Origin of the sequence: Bacillus sp. FSL K6-1033 (assembly GCF_038630765.1) — a bacterium.
In the GTDB taxonomy this organism is placed as follows: domain Bacteria; phylum Bacillota; class Bacilli; order Bacillales; family Bacillaceae; genus Bacillus; species Bacillus altitudinis.
Genome location: NZ_CP152041.1, coordinates 2,687,093 through 2,706,593, shown reverse-complemented (window position 1 = coordinate 2,706,593; position 19,501 = coordinate 2,687,093). Strand labels below are relative to the sequence as shown.

Annotated in this window: 17 protein-coding genes and 1 other annotated feature; of the genes, 12 read left to right on the top strand and 5 right to left on the bottom strand. The window is 41.0% G+C overall.

What is annotated here, in order from left to right:
- Positions 1 to 9 precede the first annotated feature (9 nt).
- On the top strand, positions 10 to 708 hold the full coding sequence (locus tag MHH31_RS13800; protein WP_017367892.1) for an ABC transporter ATP-binding protein: 699 nt from the start codon (positions 10 to 12) through the stop codon (positions 706 to 708).
- A complete protein-coding gene (locus tag MHH31_RS13795) occupies positions 698 to 2,008 on the top strand; it encodes an ABC transporter permease (protein WP_342494904.1) in 1,311 nt (436 codons plus the stop codon). The genes MHH31_RS13800 and MHH31_RS13795 overlap by 11 nt, the downstream gene beginning before the upstream one ends.
- A gap of 60 nt (positions 2,009 to 2,068) precedes the next feature.
- Here MHH31_RS13795 and MHH31_RS13790 read toward each other — a convergent pair whose 3' ends face one another.
- Together MHH31_RS13790 and MHH31_RS13785 are read right to left on the bottom strand one after the other, a co-directional pair.
- Complete coding sequence (locus MHH31_RS13790) at positions 2,069 to 2,767, bottom strand: m protein repeat family protein (RefSeq protein ID WP_046344266.1); 699 nt, start codon at positions 2,765 to 2,767, stop codon at positions 2,069 to 2,071.
- Between the two features lie 84 nt (positions 2,768 to 2,851).
- Complete coding sequence (locus MHH31_RS13785; protein WP_342494903.1) at positions 2,852 to 3,655, bottom strand: PAS domain-containing protein; 804 nt, start codon at positions 3,653 to 3,655, stop codon at positions 2,852 to 2,854.
- Positions 3,656 to 4,081: 426 nt separating this feature from the next.
- On the opposite strand from MHH31_RS13785, the gene MHH31_RS13780 reads away from it, so the two are divergent.
- The 6 genes from MHH31_RS13780 (at position 4,082) to MHH31_RS13755 (ending at position 11,688) form a co-directional block, all read left to right on the top strand.
- A complete protein-coding gene (locus MHH31_RS13780) occupies positions 4,082 to 4,411 on the top strand; it encodes a DUF4257 domain-containing protein (RefSeq protein WP_008343006.1) in 330 nt (109 codons plus the stop codon).
- Positions 4,412 to 4,513: 102 nt separating this feature from the next.
- Positions 4,514 to 4,735: a binding site (T-box leader), on the top strand.
- Positions 4,736 to 4,832: 97 nt separating this feature from the next.
- The gene (gene leuS / locus MHH31_RS13775) at positions 4,833 to 7,247 is read left to right on the top strand and encodes a leucine--tRNA ligase (RefSeq protein ID WP_017367888.1); all 2,415 of its coding nucleotides are present in this window, start codon (positions 4,833 to 4,835) and stop codon (positions 7,245 to 7,247) included.
- Positions 7,248 to 7,377: 130 nt separating this feature from the next.
- Positions 7,378 to 8,280 (top strand): alpha/beta fold hydrolase, encoded by a 903-nt coding sequence (locus MHH31_RS13770; RefSeq protein WP_017367887.1) that lies wholly within the window; start codon positions 7,378 to 7,380, stop codon positions 8,278 to 8,280.
- Between the two features lie 51 nt (positions 8,281 to 8,331).
- Positions 8,332 to 9,084, top strand: coding sequence for an NAD(P)-dependent oxidoreductase (locus MHH31_RS13765; RefSeq protein WP_216896114.1), 753 nt, complete (start codon positions 8,332 to 8,334; stop codon positions 9,082 to 9,084).
- Positions 9,085 to 9,302: 218 nt separating this feature from the next.
- Positions 9,303 to 10,163, top strand: coding sequence for a carbohydrate ABC transporter permease (locus MHH31_RS13760; RefSeq protein ID WP_098680761.1), 861 nt, complete (start codon positions 9,303 to 9,305; stop codon positions 10,161 to 10,163).
- Between the two features lie 25 nt (positions 10,164 to 10,188).
- The gene (locus MHH31_RS13755) at positions 10,189 to 11,688 is read left to right on the top strand and encodes an extracellular solute-binding protein (RefSeq protein WP_342494902.1); all 1,500 of its coding nucleotides are present in this window, start codon (positions 10,189 to 10,191) and stop codon (positions 11,686 to 11,688) included.
- A 44-nt stretch (positions 11,689 to 11,732) separates the two neighbouring features.
- Here MHH31_RS13755 and MHH31_RS13750 read toward each other — a convergent pair whose 3' ends face one another.
- Both MHH31_RS13750 and MHH31_RS13745 read right to left on the bottom strand, forming a co-directional pair.
- Positions 11,733 to 12,572 carry an aldo/keto reductase gene (locus MHH31_RS13750; protein ID WP_342494901.1) on the bottom strand — a complete coding sequence of 280 codons (840 nt, stop codon included), beginning with the start codon at positions 12,570 to 12,572 and terminating at the stop codon, positions 11,733 to 11,735.
- A gap of 13 nt (positions 12,573 to 12,585) precedes the next feature.
- Positions 12,586 to 13,773: an MFS transporter gene (locus MHH31_RS13745; protein ID WP_342494900.1), complete on the bottom strand. Its 1,188-nt coding sequence runs from the start codon at positions 13,771 to 13,773 to the stop codon at positions 12,586 to 12,588.
- Between the two features lie 154 nt (positions 13,774 to 13,927).
- Between MHH31_RS13745 and MHH31_RS13740 the strand changes: the two genes are divergently transcribed.
- Positions 13,928 to 14,299, top strand: a complete 372-nt coding sequence (locus MHH31_RS13740; RefSeq protein ID WP_008343017.1) for a helix-turn-helix domain-containing protein — start codon at positions 13,928 to 13,930, stop codon at positions 14,297 to 14,299.
- Positions 14,300 to 14,334: 35 nt separating this feature from the next.
- Here MHH31_RS13740 and MHH31_RS13735 read toward each other — a convergent pair whose 3' ends face one another.
- Positions 14,335 to 16,635 carry a helix-turn-helix domain-containing protein gene (locus MHH31_RS13735; RefSeq protein WP_342494899.1) on the bottom strand — a complete coding sequence of 767 codons (2,301 nt, stop codon included), beginning with the start codon at positions 16,633 to 16,635 and terminating at the stop codon, positions 14,335 to 14,337.
- A gap of 231 nt (positions 16,636 to 16,866) precedes the next feature.
- Between MHH31_RS13735 and MHH31_RS13730 the strand changes: the two genes are divergently transcribed.
- Genes MHH31_RS13730 through MHH31_RS13720 form a run of 3 tightly spaced genes read left to right on the top strand, consistent with a single transcriptional unit; the run spans position 16,867 to position 19,484 of the window.
- Positions 16,867 to 17,832, top strand: a complete 966-nt coding sequence (locus MHH31_RS13730; protein WP_008343019.1) for a sugar ABC transporter permease — start codon at positions 16,867 to 16,869, stop codon at positions 17,830 to 17,832.
- A gap of 18 nt (positions 17,833 to 17,850) precedes the next feature.
- On the top strand, positions 17,851 to 18,963 hold the full coding sequence (locus MHH31_RS13725; protein ID WP_342494898.1) for a glycoside hydrolase family 105 protein: 1,113 nt from the start codon (positions 17,851 to 17,853) through the stop codon (positions 18,961 to 18,963).
- Positions 18,960 to 19,484, top strand: coding sequence for a lipoprotein YteS (locus tag MHH31_RS13720; protein WP_342494897.1), 525 nt, complete (start codon positions 18,960 to 18,962; stop codon positions 19,482 to 19,484). Before MHH31_RS13725 ends, MHH31_RS13720 begins: the two co-directional genes overlap by 4 nt.
- Positions 19,485 to 19,501: the final 17 nt, after the last annotated feature.

Sequence of the window (19,501 nt, the reverse complement as noted above, 5' to 3'; positions counted from 1 at the left end):
GGAGTAGAGATGATTCAAATTCAATCGTTAGATCATGTGTTTAAAATTGGGAAAAAGGGCAGGGAGAACGAGATTCCTGTGCTCAAAGACATTGACTTGTCTATTAAAAGAGGCGAAATTGCATGTATCGTCGGACGAAGCGGTTCGGGGAAATCAACTTTACTGAATTTAATATCGGGATATATTACGCCAACAAGCGGACAAATTATCGTTGATGGCACCAATGTGACCGGCTTTAATGAGAAAGAATGGGCAGACTTTCGGTTAGATCATTTTGGCTTTATCTTTCAAAGCTTTCAATTGATCGGGAGTTTAACAACATATGAGAACGTTGAACTTCCGCTCACTTTAAAAGGTGTGAAGCCGTCTGAGCGAAAAGTGAAAGTAAAGGAAATGCTGAAACGAGTTGGTCTTGAACATCACGCAGGACATTATCCTAATGAACTGTCAGGTGGACAGCAGCAGCGTGTGAGTATTGCAAGAGCCTTGATCCTTAATCCGTCTATTATTTTAGCGGATGAACCAACAGGCAGTCTGGATTCAGAAACTGAAGGCGAAATTCTGGCCTTTATCCAGCAGCTCAATCGTGAAAAAGGAATTACATTTGTCATCATTACACATGACGATGAAGTCGCTTCAATCGCAGACACAACGTTCCAGCTTCATGATGGTGTATTAAAGAAAGGGGATCAGTCCATTGAAATTTAGAGATCAGGTCAAATTCATCAGAAGAAATATGAAGAAAAATAGATTGCGTGTGTTTATGACCATACTTGCAACGACAATGGCATGCTCTTTCTTAATCGTTCTAGCGTCAGTTGGTTTTGGTCTGCAAAAATCGGCTCAAGATGAAATCATGAAACAACAAATTATCACAGAAATTAAAGTGTTAGGCAAAGAAAAAGGTGACGTCAAGGTTAACGATTTAAAGAAATATGATCATGCGAAATCTGTCGTTGCAAGAACGTCAATCATTCCATCGGTTCACGTCGAGCTCGATAATCGCTCAAGTGATACGCAGGCTGTACTGACAGATATGAAAGAAGAAAAAGAGGCAGGCCTTGAACTAGACCGTGGAAAAGTCCCAACATCGGCGAATGAAATTGTAGTTGGGTATCAAATGGCAGAACAACTTTGGACGGAAAAAGAACGAAAAGACTATGAAAAAGAAATGAATCAGACATCAAATGGTGAAGATACACCGGAAGAGCCAAAAGGCTATACGAAGGAAATTTTAAACAAAGTCATTCAAATCAAGGTGCCAAAACTGAATGAAGAAAATGAAGTGGTGAAAGAAAAGACGTTCGATTTCCGTGTCGTCGGTGTATTGAAGAAACCGAATTTGGAGTGGCAGCAGGATCATAAAATTCTTATTCCGAATGCTTATGAAAAAGAATTTAGTCAAGTGCTCGATCTGTCTCCTGATGCAGGAAATGTCGAAAAAATGACGTCTGTCTATGCTGATAAGTTCGACAATGTCGGTGCGCTCACAGATAAGCTGACAGATGACGGCTATCAAGTCATCTCTGTGACGAATCAGCTTGAAGGAATGGATATGTTCTTTACAGTCTTTAAAATTGGACTCATCTTTGTTGGATGTATTGCGGTAATTATTTCGGCGATCGGCATTTTCAATACGATGACAATGGCCGTAACAGAGCGGACACAAGAGATTGGGATCATGAAAGCCATCGGTGCGAATCCTTCCATTATTAAGCGAATGTTCCTCATGGAAAGTGCTTATATTGGGGTGATTGGATCGATCATCGGGATCATCATCTCGTACATCGTTAGTTTTGCAGTGAATTTAATCATTCCAGCAATTTTGTCTTCCATGTCTGAAGGGGGATCAAGTGATCAATTCTCGATCACCTTCTCCTATATTCCGCTAAGCCTTGTGATCACAGCAACAGTGATTAGTGCAGGAGTTGCCATTATTTCTGGACTCAATCCAGCACGTAAGGCGACAAAAACGAATGTATTAACAGCATTAAGAAGAGAAATTTAAAGAAGAACCTCCTGTACCTATATTGGGCTGACAGGAGGTTTTTTTATCGTCAAAAGATGTTTATTGCTTTGGTGCCCGGTACCCTGCACGCTCAGCTTCTTCTACGGAGCAGAACATTTTGGTCACGTTTTTTGTCCGTGAGTAGTATCTGCTGCTCGGTGTGTGATATATGCCGTTGACACTTCCTTTAATATTACAGGCGGCAGATTCTTTTTTTGTTTCTTTTTGTGACTCATGACCGCCAGTATTCGACCCATCATCTTTAGGAGCAGATCGCTGGGCCGATGACGTGGTGTCTTTGTTTACTTTCTGGTGTTCTTTTTTGAGTGTTTCGTTTGTAGAGGTGAGCTTGTCTATTTTCTCTTCAAGCTCATGGATGGTTTTTTCTTGCTGTTTGACTGTCTTCTTTTCGGAGGTGATGGTTTCTAATTTCTTGGATAGCTTTTCTTTTTCTTTGGTCACGTCTTCTAAAGAGGCCGTCAGCGTTTCTTTGTCTTCCTTTAGACGAGAAATGTCAGATGCTAATTGTTTTTGCTCTTTCAGCAGCTGTTCAGAAGATGGATCTGCTTGTGCTTTCGGAGCACCTGTGCCGGCAAACGGTAATGACATAATAGAAAAAACAAGACCAATGGTCAAAAAAGGATAGAAGAGTTTTTTTGAAAAGATTTGTTGATTTTGGTGTTTAAGTAATAAGAAATTGACGGCATATCCTATGGCGAAACAAATACATAAAAGACCTATGATGAGTAACATCATCATCTGGCAGCCCCCCTATATCACTATTTACACCTATCATACCTCATTTTTCCATTTTGGGGAGCGGTTCAATTAAAAAAACCCTGTTTATACAGGGTTTTCAGCTAATGGCAATCCTTTGATTGCTTCTTTTACCGTTAAATAAGTGATCGTATTCTGAAAGTCTGCATCTAAGTCTTTCATTTTCATCGCAAGCTGTGGTTTGATCCCAGTGATGATGAGTTCAGTTCCAGTTAAGTTCAGCAGGTGATGCAGTTTGAAAATTCGCGCTGCAACGGAATCATCGACATCAATTAAACCAGAAAGATCGACAATTAAATAATCATCCTTTGAATCTTCTAATATACAAGTTAACTTCGCGACGATGGCATCAAAGCGTTCTTCTGATAATTTTCCGATGAGTGGAAGAGCGGAAACACCATTTTTGATTGGGACAATTGGCGTCGACAGAGAGGTGACTTCCTGTAAGGAATCTTCTAGGAGTTGTTCATATTCTTTCTGCTTTGTAATATCCTTTTGAAAGCCAATAAAAAATGTTTTGTCATCTTGTTCAATGTATAGAGGATCTATATTGAGTTCATTCCAAAAAAAAGTACCGTCTTTTTTATAATTTTTGAGCTGTGTGGTAATAGGTGTTTTGTTTTGAATTCCGTGACGTATTAAGGCAAGTTGCTCTTGATTTGTGTCTTTTCCTTGGAGGAATCGACAATTACGTCCAAGAATCTCATCTGGTTTATATCCAGTCATTTGTGTAAAGCCATGATTCACATAAACGATAGGGTTATCCTCTAAAGAAGGGTCTGTAATGACAACACCAATCCGCGCATGATCCAGCGCTTTTTTTATGAGTTCAAGCTGTTTTTGCAAGCCGAAGATGTTCGAGCTGACCATATTACCCTCCTTTGCTGCTACTATCAGACATTTAAGATGGTTTTTTTTAAAACCAAATGAATTCTTTTTAAACGTAACATAACATATGTTCTGTTTCAATGATTGCAATCGCTTTGTTAAATTTGTCATCATAGTTTGTCCTCCATTAGAATAGAGTAAGTAAGGAGACTTTTCATTAGAAAAAGAAGGGATCATTTGAGGATAATTCATAAAATGACAAAAATAGTTAATATGGATTAGGTGAAAATGATTCCAATGCATCAAGATTGTTTTTGGGTCATTCACATATAATGGAAGAAACAAGCTTTTTTTCTTCGTTAGAGAGAATAGACCTTTTACATGGATTATGACGGAACAGCAGAATGGCATTACAGGGGGCTGGACAGCCTGAAGTCGCTTTACTATTCTAAGGGCTTTAGGAAGGTGATGAAAATGCTGCAACAAGTCATTATTGCTTGCGCCATTGGAGGGGTCATGGGCATTCTCGGTCACGTAAAGAAAAAAGGCAGGCTAGAGAAGCCCAGAATGACAAAGAAGTTTATTTATCTAGGGTTTATTGAAGATTGGCTCGTTGGGATGATTGCTGCTACACTGCTTGTCTTATCCTCAAATCCCGAATCTAGTCTGCACTTAATCATCTTATCCATTATTTCAGGTTACGGAGGAGAAGCAGTTCTGCGAAGCTTCGATTTTGTGAGAGAAGAACGTTCACAGGATGCAGGCTCCAACCGTCATAACCGATCTCCACACGAATAATATCCTCACTTTACCCTAGTCTAGGGTACATTCCCATTGTATACAAACCTGCTTGCACTTATGATCATAATTCTATAAAATACTACTTAGATGACGGTTACGATAAGAACAGTGAAGAGGAGTAGTAGGAAAGCAGCATTTGTCTTTAGAGAATTGACGGCTGGTGAAAGTCAATCAAATCTGCTTCTGAACTCGCCTCAGAGTTGCAGTTGCGTTAAAGCTTCTGTCGCATGTCTGCGTTAAAGATATTAAGTGAGCGTATGAACAGTTCATGACGCTAACAAGGGTGGTACCGCGGGAACCAAAAAATCTCTCGTCCCTTTCCAGGGATGAGGGTTTTTTGTTGATTTTAGAAAAATCTGAATTCTTGCAGTGGTCATCTGAGCAGATAAAGCCGTACATATTAAAGGAGGTTTTCACATTGAGTTTTCAGCATCGGGAAATTGAAAAAAAGTGGCAGGATTATTGGCTGACACATAAAACATTCGCCACATCTGACTCGGAAGATAAGCCAAAGTTTTATGCGCTAGATATGTTTCCTTATCCATCAGGAGCAGGGCTTCATGTAGGGCATCCTGAAGGATACACAGCAACGGATATTTTATCACGTATGAAACGTATGCAGGGTTACGATGTTCTTCATCCAATGGGATGGGACGCATTTGGTCTTCCAGCGGAACAATATGCGCTGGATACAGGAAATGATCCAGCTGCATTTACAGAAGAGAACATTAATAATTTCCGCCGTCAAATTCAATCATTGGGCTTCTCGTATGATTGGGATCGAGAAATTAACACGACAGATCCGAATTATTATAAATGGACCCAGTGGATTTTCTTGAAATTGTACGAAAAAGGATTGGCGTATATTGATGAAGTACCTGTAAACTGGTGCCCAGCACTCGGTACAGTCCTTGCAAATGAAGAAGTCATTGATGGGAAAAGTGAGCGCGGAGGGCATCCTGTTGAAAGACGTCCAATGAAGCAATGGATGCTAAAAATTACAGCATATGCGGACAGGCTATTAGAAGATTTAGAAGACATTGATTGGCCTGAAAGCATCAAAGACATGCAGCGCAACTGGATTGGACGTTCTGAAGGTGCACATGTTCACTTCGAAGTAGAAGGACATGACGAACAGTTTACTGTGTTTACAACACGTCCTGATACACTATTTGGTGCAACATATGCCGTTCTTGCACCAGAGCATGCGCTAGTTGAAAAAATTACAACAGCTGCTCAAAAAGAAGCAGTTGAAGCATATATCAAAGAAATTCAGTCTAAGAGTGACTTAGAGCGAACAGATCTTGCTAAAACGAAAACGGGCATTTTCACAGGTGCTTATGCCATCAATCCATTGAATGGGGAAAAGATGCCGATCTGGATTGCAGATTATGTGTTAGCCACATATGGCACTGGAGCGATCATGGCAGTTCCTGCTCATGATGAGCGTGATTATGAATTCGCCAAAACATTCGATCTTCCAATCAAAGAGGTTGTCGAAGGTGGAGACATTGACAAAGAAGCCTACACAGGTGATGGAAAGCACATCAACTCTGATTTCTTAAACGGCTTAGGGAAAGAAGAAGCAATTGAAAAAGCGATTGCATGGCTGGAAGAACATCAAAAAGGTGAAAAGAAAGTCACTTATCGTTTAAGAGACTGGCTGTTCAGCCGTCAGCGTTACTGGGGAGAGCCAATTCCAATTATTCATTGGGAGGACGGAACATCTTCAGCTGTTTCAGAAGAAGAGCTTCCACTGATTTTGCCTAAGACGACTGAGATTAAGCCAAGCGGAACAGGTGAATCACCTTTAGCGAATATTAAAGATTGGGTAGAGGTTGTCGATCCAGTGACAGGTAAAAAAGGACGCCGTGAAACCAATACGATGCCACAATGGGCAGGTAGCTGCTGGTACTTCTTACGTTATATTGATCCACATAACACAGAAGAACTTGCATCTCCTGAAAAGCTGAAGAAATGGCTTCCGGTTGATGTGTATATTGGTGGAGCAGAACATGCTGTGCTTCATCTGCTATATGCACGATTCTGGCATAAATTCTTGTATGATATTGGTGTTGTTCCAACAAAAGAACCGTTCATGAAATTGTTCAACCAAGGAATGATTCTTGGTGAAAATAATGAAAAAATGAGTAAATCAAAAGGGAATGTTGTCAACCCAGATGATATCGTAGAATCTCATGGTGCAGATACATTAAGACTGTACGAAATGTTCATGGGACCTTTAGATGCGTCGATTGCTTGGTCTGAAACAGGTCTTGATGGTGCTCGTCGTTTCCTAGATCGTGTATGGCGTCTGTTTACAAATGAAGATGGCTCCATCAGTGATAAAGTGACAGAGCAATCTGGCGGCGCATTAGAGCGCAGCTACCATGAAACCGTCATGAAGGTAACGGATCATTATGAAGGCTTACGTTTCAATACTGGGATTTCACAATTAATGGTGTTCATCAACGATGCATACAAGGCTGACACACTGCCGAAAGAATATGCAGAAGGATTTGTGAAACTTCTTTCTCCGATTGCACCGCATGTAGCGGAAGAGCTTTGGAATAAACTTGGTCATGAAGGGTCTATTTCTTATGAAGCATGGCCGCAATATGATGAGTCAAAACTTGTCGATGATGAAGTGGAAATTGTCGTACAGCTAAATGGAAAAGTGAAAGCAAAATTAACGGTTCCTGCTGATGCAACAAAAGAGCAGCTAGAAGAGCTTGCGAAAAATGATGCACGGATAAAAGAACAGCTTGAAGGGAAAACAATCCGTAAAGTGATTGCGGTTCCTGGAAAACTTGTCAATATTGTCGCGAACTAATGAACGCACCCATCGGTATCAGCCGATGGGTGTTGTTTATTTCCCGGGACATAATTTTGTCGAAAACAAGGTAATTCCTCCATCAATCTCGTATTTAACAAGTTGATCAAGAAAATGAGGAGTGACGTCAATGGAAAAGGAAAGCAAACGTGAACAACTGCTCAGTTTATTAGGGGAAATGCCGGAGCGCCATCGTGTGGAGGCGTATACGTTAAAGATTGAGGAACGTGAATCGTACTTAGTAGAAACACTCATTCTCTCTATTCATGGAGTGGAGGAAGTTCCGGCTTATTTTGTGAAGCCGAAAGATACAGTGAAAAAAAGACCTGTTGTCTTGTTTCAGCATTCTCATGGTGGGAATTATGTGGATGGGAAAGAAGAGTTATTGAAGGGGGCTCATTATTTGCAAGCGCCTTCATACGCGAAAGAATTCACTTCAAAAGGCTATAGTGTGTTGGCGATTGATCACGCGGGATTTGGTGAAAGAAGGGGAAGAACAGAAAGTGAAATTTTCAAAGAAATGCTGTTAACAGGAAAAGTGATGTGGGGCATGATGCTGTATGAGAGCATGTGTGCAATTGATTATTTGCTGTCCCGCTCTGATGTGCTTCCAGAGCGTTTAGCTGTTTTTGGGATGTCAATGGGCGGCCTTCTTTCATGGTGGACGGCAGCACTTGATGAGAGGGTCAGTGTGTGTGTGGATCTTTGCGCACAGGTTGATCATCACACATTGATTGAAACAAATCATTTAGATAGACACGGTTTTTACTATTATGTACCGAGCTTAGCTAAGCACTTTACAGCAGCTGACATCCAAGAAATGATTTTCCCAAGACCGCATTTAAGCTTAGTTGGAAAGCATGATCAGCTTACACCTGCTGAAGGTGTTGGACGAATTCAACAGACATTAAGTCAAGCCTATCAAGCTGCTTCCTTAAAGGAACGTTATCAGCTTGTAGGTTTACATGCAGGTCATTTTGAAACGGCTGCTATGCGCCACGAGGCTACACGTTTTTTGAAAAAGTGGCTGTAATCAATAGACGGCATGGACATACTACTCCGATAGAGATGAAGGAGGAAACAGATGAAAAAAATCACCATGATTGGCGGATGTGGTGTCATCGGACGTTTATTAACTAAAGAGCTCTCTTCGGAGTATGACCTGACCATCATTGATCAAACAAGATGTGTAGAAGAAGTCATTTTTGCAAATGCGGCGAATGATGAGGAGTTGTTTCAAGCCATTCCAAGAGATACAGATGTGATCATTCATCTTTTAAACATAGACATGACGCATGATGTGATGAATGAAAAGGAGTTTGCAAAAATGAATGATGTGTTTTGGATAAGCACGTATAATATGTTTCGTTCAGCGGCCAGGTTAAGCATTCCAAAAGTCATTTTTGCAAGCAGTAACCATGTGACAGATCGCTATGAAAAAGATGGTCACTCCTTACTAGGGCGAGAAATTACGACTGATGATGTACCAGCAACGAAAAATGTGTATGGCATTTTAAAATTTGCTTCCGAACAGCTTGGGCGTTTGTTTCACGATCAAACAGGTATGTCTGTCATCAATTTGAGAATTGGAACCGTCGTGACAGACGAGATAGAAGGATTGCACACCAAAAAAAGAACGAAACGAACGCTTCTTTCACATGAAGACCTTTTCGGCATGATCAAGGCTGCCATCGAAACGGATGTTCCATTCGGGACTTATTATGCCGTATCAGAAAACGAAGGAAAACCTTGGTCTACTGAGAAAACGAAGCAGGAGTTAGGCTACAGGCCAGATGTCAATACGGCAGAAATTCTGAAAGAAAACGATCAGGCATAGGGCATAATCATGACATTAGCTCATGATCTTTTTCTTTTCATTGATGAGGCTAAAAGCACGAATGGCATGATCATCTCTGTGGTCTGTCATGATGATTATAGACGCTTTCTTCCCCCGTTTGTTACATTTTAATCACGATATCGTCAAAGGCTGCAGCTTATGTTCAGACGAAATGATAACGCTTACAAAGAAAGGGCGTGATGAACATAGATCGTTCTATTAAAGGCCGATTGTTCAATGTATTTAATTACTCTTTTCTACTCATGTTCGCATTAATATGTGTGCTCCCGTTCATCCATGTCATTGCCGCCTCTTTTGCGACAGTAGAAGAGGTCATCTCAAAGAAGTTTATTTTGTTTCCAACGACGTTTTCTCTAGAGGCCTATCGCTATATCTTTTCTACAGATATTGTGTATCGCAGCCTGATTGTATCCATTCTTGTGACACTCGTTGGAACAGCGGTCAGCATGTTTTTATCCTCACTCATGGCGTATGGGCTGTCTCGTCAGGAGCTAAAGGGCCGAAGAACCCTCATGTTTCTCGTTGTCTTCACGATGCTGTTTAGCGGAGGGATGATTCCGACGTTTATCGTCGTGAAAACACTTGGGCTGCTTGATACTTACTGGTCACTCATTCTGCCAGTGGCCATCAATGCATTCAATTTGATCATTTTGAAAAACTTCTTTCAAAACATACCAGCAAGCCTTGAAGAATCAGCGAAGATGGACGGCTGTAACGATTTAGGGATCTTCTTTAAAATCGTACTGCCACTTTCTTTGCCAGCTATTGCGACGATTTCACTTTTTTATGCCGTGACGTATTGGAATACGTACATGACAGCCATTTTATATTTAAACGATTCGGTGAAATGGCCAATTCAGGTCCTGTTAAGACAAATCGTCATTGTATCAAGCGGTATGCAGGGAGATATGTCAGATATGGGCTCATCAACACCGCCGCCAGACCAAACTATTAAAATGGCGGTCATCGTCGTGGCGACCATTCCCGTTCTGCTTGTCTATCCATTTATTCAAAAGCATTTCAACAAAGGGGCATTACTAGGTTCTGTAAAGGGTTAAAAAGATGGAATAACGGAGGGATCTTATGGGGAGAAAGAAATTATGGCTGATTGCCTTTGTTTTGTTATTTGCCGCAAGTGGTATTCTGTCAGCTTGTTCAAGTAAAGGGGCAAGTTCATCAGATGAAAAGGTTGATTTAGACAAAAAGGTGAAGCTGACATGGATGGCGATTTTATATCATCAGCAGCCGCCGAAAGATTCAGTGCTAGAAGAGATTGAGAAGCTCACAAATACAGAGCTTGATATTACGTGGGTGCCTGATGCGGTGAAAGAAGACCGTTTAAATTCAGCACTTGCCGCAGGGAACCTCCCGCAAATTGTGACGATTCAAGACATTAAGAATTCATCTGCTATCAATGCGTTCAGATCAGGCATGTTCTGGGAAATCGGTCCATACTTAAAGGATTATCCAAATTTAAGTAAGATGAACGAACTGATTAATAAAAATGCCTCTATCGATGGGAAGCTTTATGGCATTTATAGAGAGAGACCACTTTCAAGACAAGGGATTGTCATTCGAAAGGATTGGCTTGAAAATTTAAATTTGGATACACCTAAAACGCTGGATGACCTTTATGAAGTAGCCAAGGCATTTACTGAAAAAGATCCGAACAAAAATGGTAAGGACGATACAATTGGTTTTACAGACCGTAACGATTTGATTTACGGTGCATTTAAAACGCTCGGTTCTTATGAAGGAATGCCAACAGATTGGAAAGAAGAAAACGGCAAATTTACGCCAGACTTTATGACAGATGAGTATATGAATACAATGAAATATATGAAAAAGTTGCGTGACAATGGCTATATAAACAAAGACTTCCCAGTCACAAGCAAAACGCAGCAGCAAGAATTGTTCTCACAAGGAAAAGCGGGTATCTATGTTGGAAATATGGTAGATGCAGTGAACTTAAGAGATGATGCAACAGATAAGAATATGGAAGTGGATATTATCAACCGAATCAAAGGCCCAGATGGCAAAGAACGTGTATGGGCATCAGGCGGCCATAATGGCATCTTCGCCTTCCCTAAAACAAGCGTCAAATCAGAAGCAGAGTTAAAGAGAATTTTGGCTTTCTTTGACCGCATTGCAGAAGAAGACGTGTATGGTCTCATGACGTATGGGATTGATGGAAAGCATTATAACAAACAAGATGGAAATACATTTGTGAGGGAAGAAAGCCAAATAAAAAGCTGGCAGACAGATGTACAGCCGCTTGTCAGCCTCGTAGGGATTGATAAACGTTACTTGAAAAATAAAGGCGATGCAGTTCGTACAAAATATGAAGAGCTAGAAGAAGACAATAAAAACATCATTGTCGCTAACCCTGCTGAAAGCCTGTATTCAGAAACAGCATCAGCGCGAGGAAATGAATTGAAGAAAATCATCGATGATGCGACCTATAAGTTCATTCTTGGTGATATCAACGAAGAACAATTTAAGAAAGATGTAGAGAAGTGGAAATCAAATGGTGGAAATAAAATCATAGAAGAATATGAAGCTTCATTTAAAAAATCAAAATGATGAACATGAAGACCCCTGCTTAGTAAAAAGCGGGGGTGTTTTCATTAAAAGTCGAAGTTGTCTGGATCAGGACCAATTCGTTTATTTTCATTTAAGGCAGACAGGCGCTTCATATCCTCATCAGATAGGACAAAATCGAAAATATCGGCATTTTCTTTTAAACGATGGGCTTTCGTTGATTTAGGAATCGTAATGACGCCTTTTTGCACATCCCAGCGCAAAATAATTTGAGCAGATGTTTTGCTGTATGTGCCCGCAAGCTCTGTGATCAGCGGGTGCTTTAGCAGTTCTCCCTGCATAAGTGGTGACCAGGCTTCCATTTGGATACCATGTGTTTTCAAATACGTAAACAGCGTTTCCTGCGTGAGTTTTGGATGAAACTCGACTTGATTAATCGCTGGAATGATGTCCGCATCTTTCAATAATTCATCTAGATGATGCGGCTGGAAGTTACTCACACCGATTGCTCTGACTTTTCCTTCACGGTACAGCGTTTCAAGCGCGCGCCAGGCTTCCTTGTATTTCCCTTCAACTGGCCAGTGAATTAAATACAGATCAAGGTAATCAAGCTGAAGTTTTTTCAGGCTGTCTTCGTATGCTTTTAGTGTCGCTTCATATCCTAAATCGGCATTCCACACTTTGGATGTCACAAAGATGTCTTCGCGGCGAAGGCCTGTTTCTGCTAGACCAAGTTGTATGCCTCGTCCAACACCTTCTTCATTGCCGTAAATAGAAGCTGTATCAATACTGCGATATCCTAATTGAATGGCTGTTTTAACAGCTTCAATTAATTCCGTTCCCTCTTCAACCTGAAAGACCCCAAGACCAAATCCTGGCATGCGGACGCCGTTGTTTAATGTTTTTGTACTTTGTAAATCGTTCATATGAAAGACTCCTTTAAATGGTTTGTTTGTATTCTTTTTGTTCGATTTGATGACTCACCATCGTGAGTATGGCCGCCATGAGCACCATGATGCCGCCAACCCAGCCGGTATGCACAAGCCCAAGGGTATCTGTCACGATGCCACCTAAAAATGAACCAATGGCGATACCTGCATTAAAGGCAGCGATATTCAGAGCGGAAGCAACATCGACAGCTCCAGGTGTATACCTTTCTGCAAAATCAACGACGGCAACTTGAAGGCCGGGTACATTCATGAAAGCAAACAGTCCCATCAGCATCACAGTTCCAATCCCGAGTGTCATAAATCCAGCAGTAAAGCTAAGGATAAACAAGATGAGACTTTGAATGATAAACATATAAATCAGTGCCTTCATTGGCTGTTTATTCGCTACTTTTCCGCCAATGACATTCCCAGCGGCGATGGTCATCCCGTATAACAGCAGGATCAAGGCAACTATTCCAGGCGCAAGACCTGTCACATGCTGCAAGAGAGGGGATAAATAGGTGAAGACGACAAAAGTTCCTCCATACCCTGTAGCAGTAATGACAAATAAAAGCAAAATTCTTTTCGTCTTTAATAAGGCTGCTTGATCCTTAAACGTTGTTTTTACGCCCTGTTTCAATTGAGACGGAACAAGGAAATAGTTAGAAATCAGTGCGATTAGGCCAATCATGACAATCACACCAAATGACGTCCGCCAGCCGAGCTCATGACCAAGAAACGTACCGAATGGCACACCGGTCACAGTAGCGACTGTTAAACCAGTGAACATAAAGGCAATAGCGCTTGCCCGCTTTTCTTTCACCACAAGGCTTGCGGCAATGGTCGAACCAATCGACATAAATACGCCATGTGATAGGGCTGAAATCACTCGTCCGATTAAGAGTACAGAAAAGGTCGGGGCAATCGTGGCGAGTGTATTTCCGATCAAAAAGACGAGCATAATGAGCAAAAGCAATGTCTTTTTGTTCATAGCGGAAGTCAGGGAGGTTAGAATTGGTGCGCCAAAGGTAACACCGAGCGCATATAAAGAAACGGTCCAGCCGGCCTGACTGACACTCACGCCAAAGTCCTCTGAGATCATCGGTAGGAGACCTACAGAGATAAATTCAGTTGTACCTATAGCAAATGCACTAATCGCTAGTGCGAGAAGGGCAAAGTGATTTTGTTTGTTTTGCATAGTGATTCACATCCTTCTTTCATGACATTTTAATAGACGAAGCCGATCGGCAAGAGTTATTATCTAACATAGATGACAGAAAAAAAAGTACGTACTTTTTTGTAATATAGGTACTAAAAAGTGCCTGTACAGCATCAAAAGGAGTGAAGAGACGTTGGAAAAGAAGAAATATAATATCTCTGTGGAGGCAACGCTTGAAGTGATCGGCGGGAAATGGAAGTGTGTCATCTTATGTCATTTAACACATGGGAAAAAGCGGACGAGTGAACTGAAGCGCCTCATGCCAAATATCACGCAAAAAATGCTCACACAGCAGCTGAGAGAGCTTGAAAATGACGGTGTGATTAACCGCATTGTATATGAACAAGTGCCGCCTAAAGTGGAGTATGAATTAAGTGAATACGGACAGTCACTTGAGCGAATTTTGAATGCGTTATGTGATTGGGGGGCAGCCCATATTGAACGAGTGTATGGCGAGCCGCTTTCAGTGCTGGAAGACAGTATTCTAAATGAACAGTTTAAATAAAAAAGTCCCGCTTCTTGTGAGAGCGGGACTTTGCTTTATGTGCCTTTTTTCTGATCGCGGTATTTCCCAGGTGTTGTGCCTTCCAGCTTTTTAAAGGAGCGGATGAAATTTTGCGGATTTTTATATTTTAGCTTTTCCGAAATTTCTTTCACCGACATATCCGTCTCCACCAACCAGTTTTTGGCGACATGATGTCTGTAAGACGAGAGATATTCACTAAAGGAGATATCCATTTCCTTTCTGAAAATACTGCTTAAATAATTTGGATTGTAGTGCAGGCGTGTAGCGATTTCGTCTAATGTCAGATCTGAGTCAAATTCTTGATGAATGATATGAATGATTTTCTCTGAGATATTTTTATATTGAGAGTCTTCACGCGCGCCGAGCTGATCAATGATGGGTCGAATGATCTCGTGTTTCAGCCACGCTTCTGTATCTTCAAACGTTTTAAACTCAAAGATCGTATCATAGAGCATTTTATTATCTTCGACTTCAAACAATTCAATGCCTAGCAAATGCATCAGCTCGATGAGATTGTTTAAAAAACGAGCGAGAGCAATCTGGTACTCATGTGGTCCAGCATTTTTAGAAAAAATGGATTGCAGAAGCACATGTAAATAGTGATCTGCCTTGCCTTGATCGCCTGCTTTAATGGCATCAAATAAATCATGCTGCAGCTGTTTTGGGAAATGAGTCTTAAACGTCTTTCCTTGCTGAATGTGCTCGTATAAAAGAATGGATTTTTTCTCTGCTTTGAGCCTGTATTTTAGGGCTTCTTTCCCTTCAATATAAGCATGTTTGGCCATAGGTAACTCTTTAAATGGGCGGCTGATCCCAATGCTGATCGATAAGCCCAGCTCTTCCTCAATCCGCTGCTGAATTGTTTCGGCTAATTGATTTAAATATTCAGTAAATTCCTCTTTTGACTTCGATTGATTGAGAACAATCGTCGTTTGATGCTGATTGACAACGGTCGGCTGAAGGTGCTCCTCTAGCGGAATAATCTGCTCAATCAGTCCGTTTATCGCAAATAAAAGCAAGTCTGCATCCTTTTTTTCATACGGCGTTCCTTTTAGTGTATCGATTTGGGTCACAAGCATGGACAAATGGGACCAGTCACGAGGAAAGCCTAGACTTTGAAATCGGTTGTGAATCTCTTCTTCCGTCAGTTTGCCAAGCAGCAGCCGCACCATAAAGTATTGCTGTAAGTGGGTCACTTGCTGCTCAATCCGTTCCTCTAGATCATTGTTTTGATCTTTCATTTGTTTAATGCTCGATTCGATGAGCTCAAATTCATTTTGGAAAGGCTGTTTATGCAAAAACGACTCATTACGTGCAAAGGATTCGTATAATAAGCGAATCGGTTTATAAAAGTGTCTAGAGCCAAACCATGAAAATAATAATGAAAGCGCTAACAAAATAAAGCAAATAATAAAGGTGATCCACCCGATTGATTTCGTTTGCTGCTTTAGTTCTGGAATGGAGACAAAGGATAAGTATGTCCATTCGTTATAATCTGATTTTTGAAACGTAATTTGATAGTTTAGTTCATCGATTTTCATATCAAATTGTCCGGATCGTTCTTCAAGTGACAGGACATGTTTGACGAAATCTTGATTTTTTAACGAGTCACCAATTTGTTCTTTTCGATTATGTAGCAGCACTTTTCCGTTTGTATCAATGACAAACATACTATCAGATTGAGAGAAGTCAGGCATGTTGTCAGCAATCATGCAGCTTGGAATGCTGGCGACGGCGATCCCCTTCTTTTGGACACTGTTCATCGGAAGCTGCTTGATTAAATTCACATTGTATTTGCAAAAGGATGTCTTTCCTTCTTTTGTTGAGACAAGTGGATTATTTTCTTCAAGTGCCCAGCTGGAATGACTCGGAATATTGAGGTAAGAGGTTAACGCTTTCTCTTGATCTCCGTTTGAGACATGATAAAGACCAGAATTGTTCATATACCAATCTTCCATTTTACTAACAAGTGTAATATTGGAGAGATCGGTGTCGAAGGTTTGCAGGTAATTCAGTTCTTGCTGGACTTGATTATAAAGTTGGAATTGGTCTGGATTTAAAGGTTCTGCCAGTGTTTGAAGGAGAGGCGGCGAACTGACATAGTGAGTGAGAGAATGATCTACTGTCTTTAGAATATGCTCAATATTGGATTGCGTTTGTTTGACGCTGTCCAGCTTTTCATTTGAAATATTTTCGAGTGCAGTTTTTTGCGAATGCTGATAAGAAAAAATACCGACAATAATAACAGGAATTGTACTAAGCACGAAAAAAAACGTCACCAGCTTGTAATAAAATTTATACTGCTTTCTTTTCATAAAACCCCCCATTTCAAACGAAACAATCTTTTCCCCTTAATTTATTAATCCAAAAATCTGGTAGGTTTGTCAATAATCATTTTCTGAGATTAGGATCATTTTCTTATGTTTTATGTAACGTTTTGAGTAGCTTCCCCTGAGTAAATATGATCTGATGATATGATTGTAGACGGATTTTTCATCCTTAAGATACAGTTAACACATGCATCAGCATGAGGGGAGGCTTTATCTGTGAAAACACAGGATGTCACTGCCAAGGGTGTGCCTGCGGCAGCTTTGAAAAAAGAAAAGAGAAAGCGCTTACTTAACCAATTACTTAGTCAAAAATTTCTGTATTTAATGATTTTGCCAGGGCTCCTTTATTTTCTTGTCTTTAAATATGTCCCTATGTGGGGGCTGATCATTGCCTTTCAAGATTACCAGCCGTTTCTCGGAATTCTTGGCAGTGAGTGGGTTGGCTTCAAACACTTTATTCGCTTATTTACAGAACCAACATTTTTCATCTTATTAAAAAATACGCTCATTTTATTTGCCATGAATGTCGTGATTTTCTTTCCGATTCCAATCTTATTAGCCCTTCTTTTAAACGAGGTCAGATTGGCACTGTTTAAGAAATTTGTTCAGACAATGATTTATATTCCTCACTTCATGTCATGGGTGATTGTCGTGTCCTTATCTTTTGTTTTGTTAACGGTAGATGGCGGGTTAATCAATGAATTGATTGCTTTCTTCGGAGGAGAAAAGATTAACTTCCTTCTTAGTCAAGAATGGTTTAGACCCATGTACATTTTGCAGGTAATCTGGAGAGAAGCGGGTTGGTCAACCATTATTTATCTTGCAGCGATTACAGCAGTAGATCCGCAGCTATATGAAGCAGCAAAAATGGATGGAGCCGGCAGACTCAGACAAATGTGGCACATCACCCTTCCTGCGATTAAAAGTGTCATTGTTGTACTACTCATTTTAAAAATCGGTGATACATTAGAGCTTGGATTTGAACATGTCTATTTATTACTCAATGCGACCAACAGGGAAGTTGCAGAGATTTTTGATACGTATGTGTATACAGCTGGTCTGAAGCAAGGACAATTCAGCTATAGTACCGCTGTTGGTTTATTTAAAGCAGCCGTTGGACTTATTTTGGTCATGATGGCGAACCGTTTAGCGAAGAAGTTTGGAGAAGAAGGGATTTATTAAAAGGGGAGATGAAGACCAATGACATTATCGATTGAAAAGGGATCACCGCTTGAGCATGCAGAGAAATTAGCACAAACAATAATGAAAGCGTATACACCGATTGAACTTCCGCCAGCTGGAAGGTGGCACTATCATCAAGGGGTTTTCCTTTGCGGAGTGATGAAGCTTTACGAAGCAACAGAAAACGAGGCGTACTTTGATTATGTGAAAAATTATGCTGACTCACTCATTGATGACCATGGGAATCTGTTATTCCGCAGAGACGAGCTTGATGCCATTCAAGCAGGGCTCATTTTATTCCCGCTGATTGAAAGAACGGGAGAGAAGCGGTATGGGAAGGCAGCAGAAAAGCTTCGGGGGCTTTACCGGACGCTGAATCGCACGTCTGAGGGCGGTTTCTGGCATAAAGACAATTATGCCTATCAAATGTGGCTAGATGGTCTTTATATGGGTGGGCCTTTTGCTTTAAAGTATGCCCAGTTGACAGGAGAATCGGAGCTGGTGGACATGGTCATCCATCAAGAGCATCTCATGAGAAAGCATACCAAAGATGAAAAAACGGGCCTTTACTATCACGCATGGGATGAACGGAAAGTGATGCCATGGGCTGATCAACAGACGGGTTGTTCCCCAGAATTTTGGGCAAGATCCTTTGGCTGGTATGTCCTTGCGTTAGCCGATATGATCGAAGATTTACCAGAAGGACATGAAGGACGAAAAGTGTGGAAGGACACACTGACAGATATGCTGGAAAGTGTGGCAAAATATCAGGACGACGAAACGGGTCTATGGCATCAAATCATTGATAAAGGAAGTCATAGCGACAATTGGCTTGAAAGCTCAGGGTCATGTCTATTCATATATGCGATGGCAAAAGCCATGAATGAAGGATATGTCAGTCTTCGATATGTTGATCATGTGGTCAAAGCGTATCAAGGATTGATTCAATATAAAACGAAGGAAAAAGACAACGGCGATTTTACGGTGAACGATATTTGTATTGGAACATCTGCGGGATTTTATGACTATTACGTTGGCAGAGAGCGGAGCACGAATGATTTGCATGGAGCAGGCGCTTTTATTATGGCGTTAACTGAACTAGAAAAGCTGTCTGTGTTTCAAAAGGTATGAGGCGGTATCAAAGGGCTGCGGCATGGCTCCTCAGCTTCATCGCTGCCTTTTATTTGTCCGCCTGTCAGGGGAAAACAGAGGGGATTGATGTCCTTATTTTTTCTGACATGTCAAAAGCAATGAAAGACCAATTAGTGGAGAAAGCTTTTCAACCAAATCAGGAGACATACGACGTTCACATCTTCCCTGCAATTCCTGAAAAACTTCTTGTTGAAATAACTGCAAAAGAGGGGGACGTGATGTTTGTCCCGGAAGAAATGTTTAGAACATATGATGACCCTGAAAGCTTTCAGCTGCTTGAAGAGATGCGGATAGATGGCGAAGGGGCAGGACCATATACGGTGGAAGATGCAAAGACGGGAAATACAGTCGATTATGCGGTCCAAATCAAGAAAGGAACAAAGCAGCTAAATGGCTATACCTTTCGATTACACCGAGATATGGTCGCCTTCATACCTGTGTATGCGGAGAAATCTAAAGAGGCACTGTCTCTCATGAAGCAGCTTCGTGAAAACCAATAGAAAAAGGGGTGGGGGAA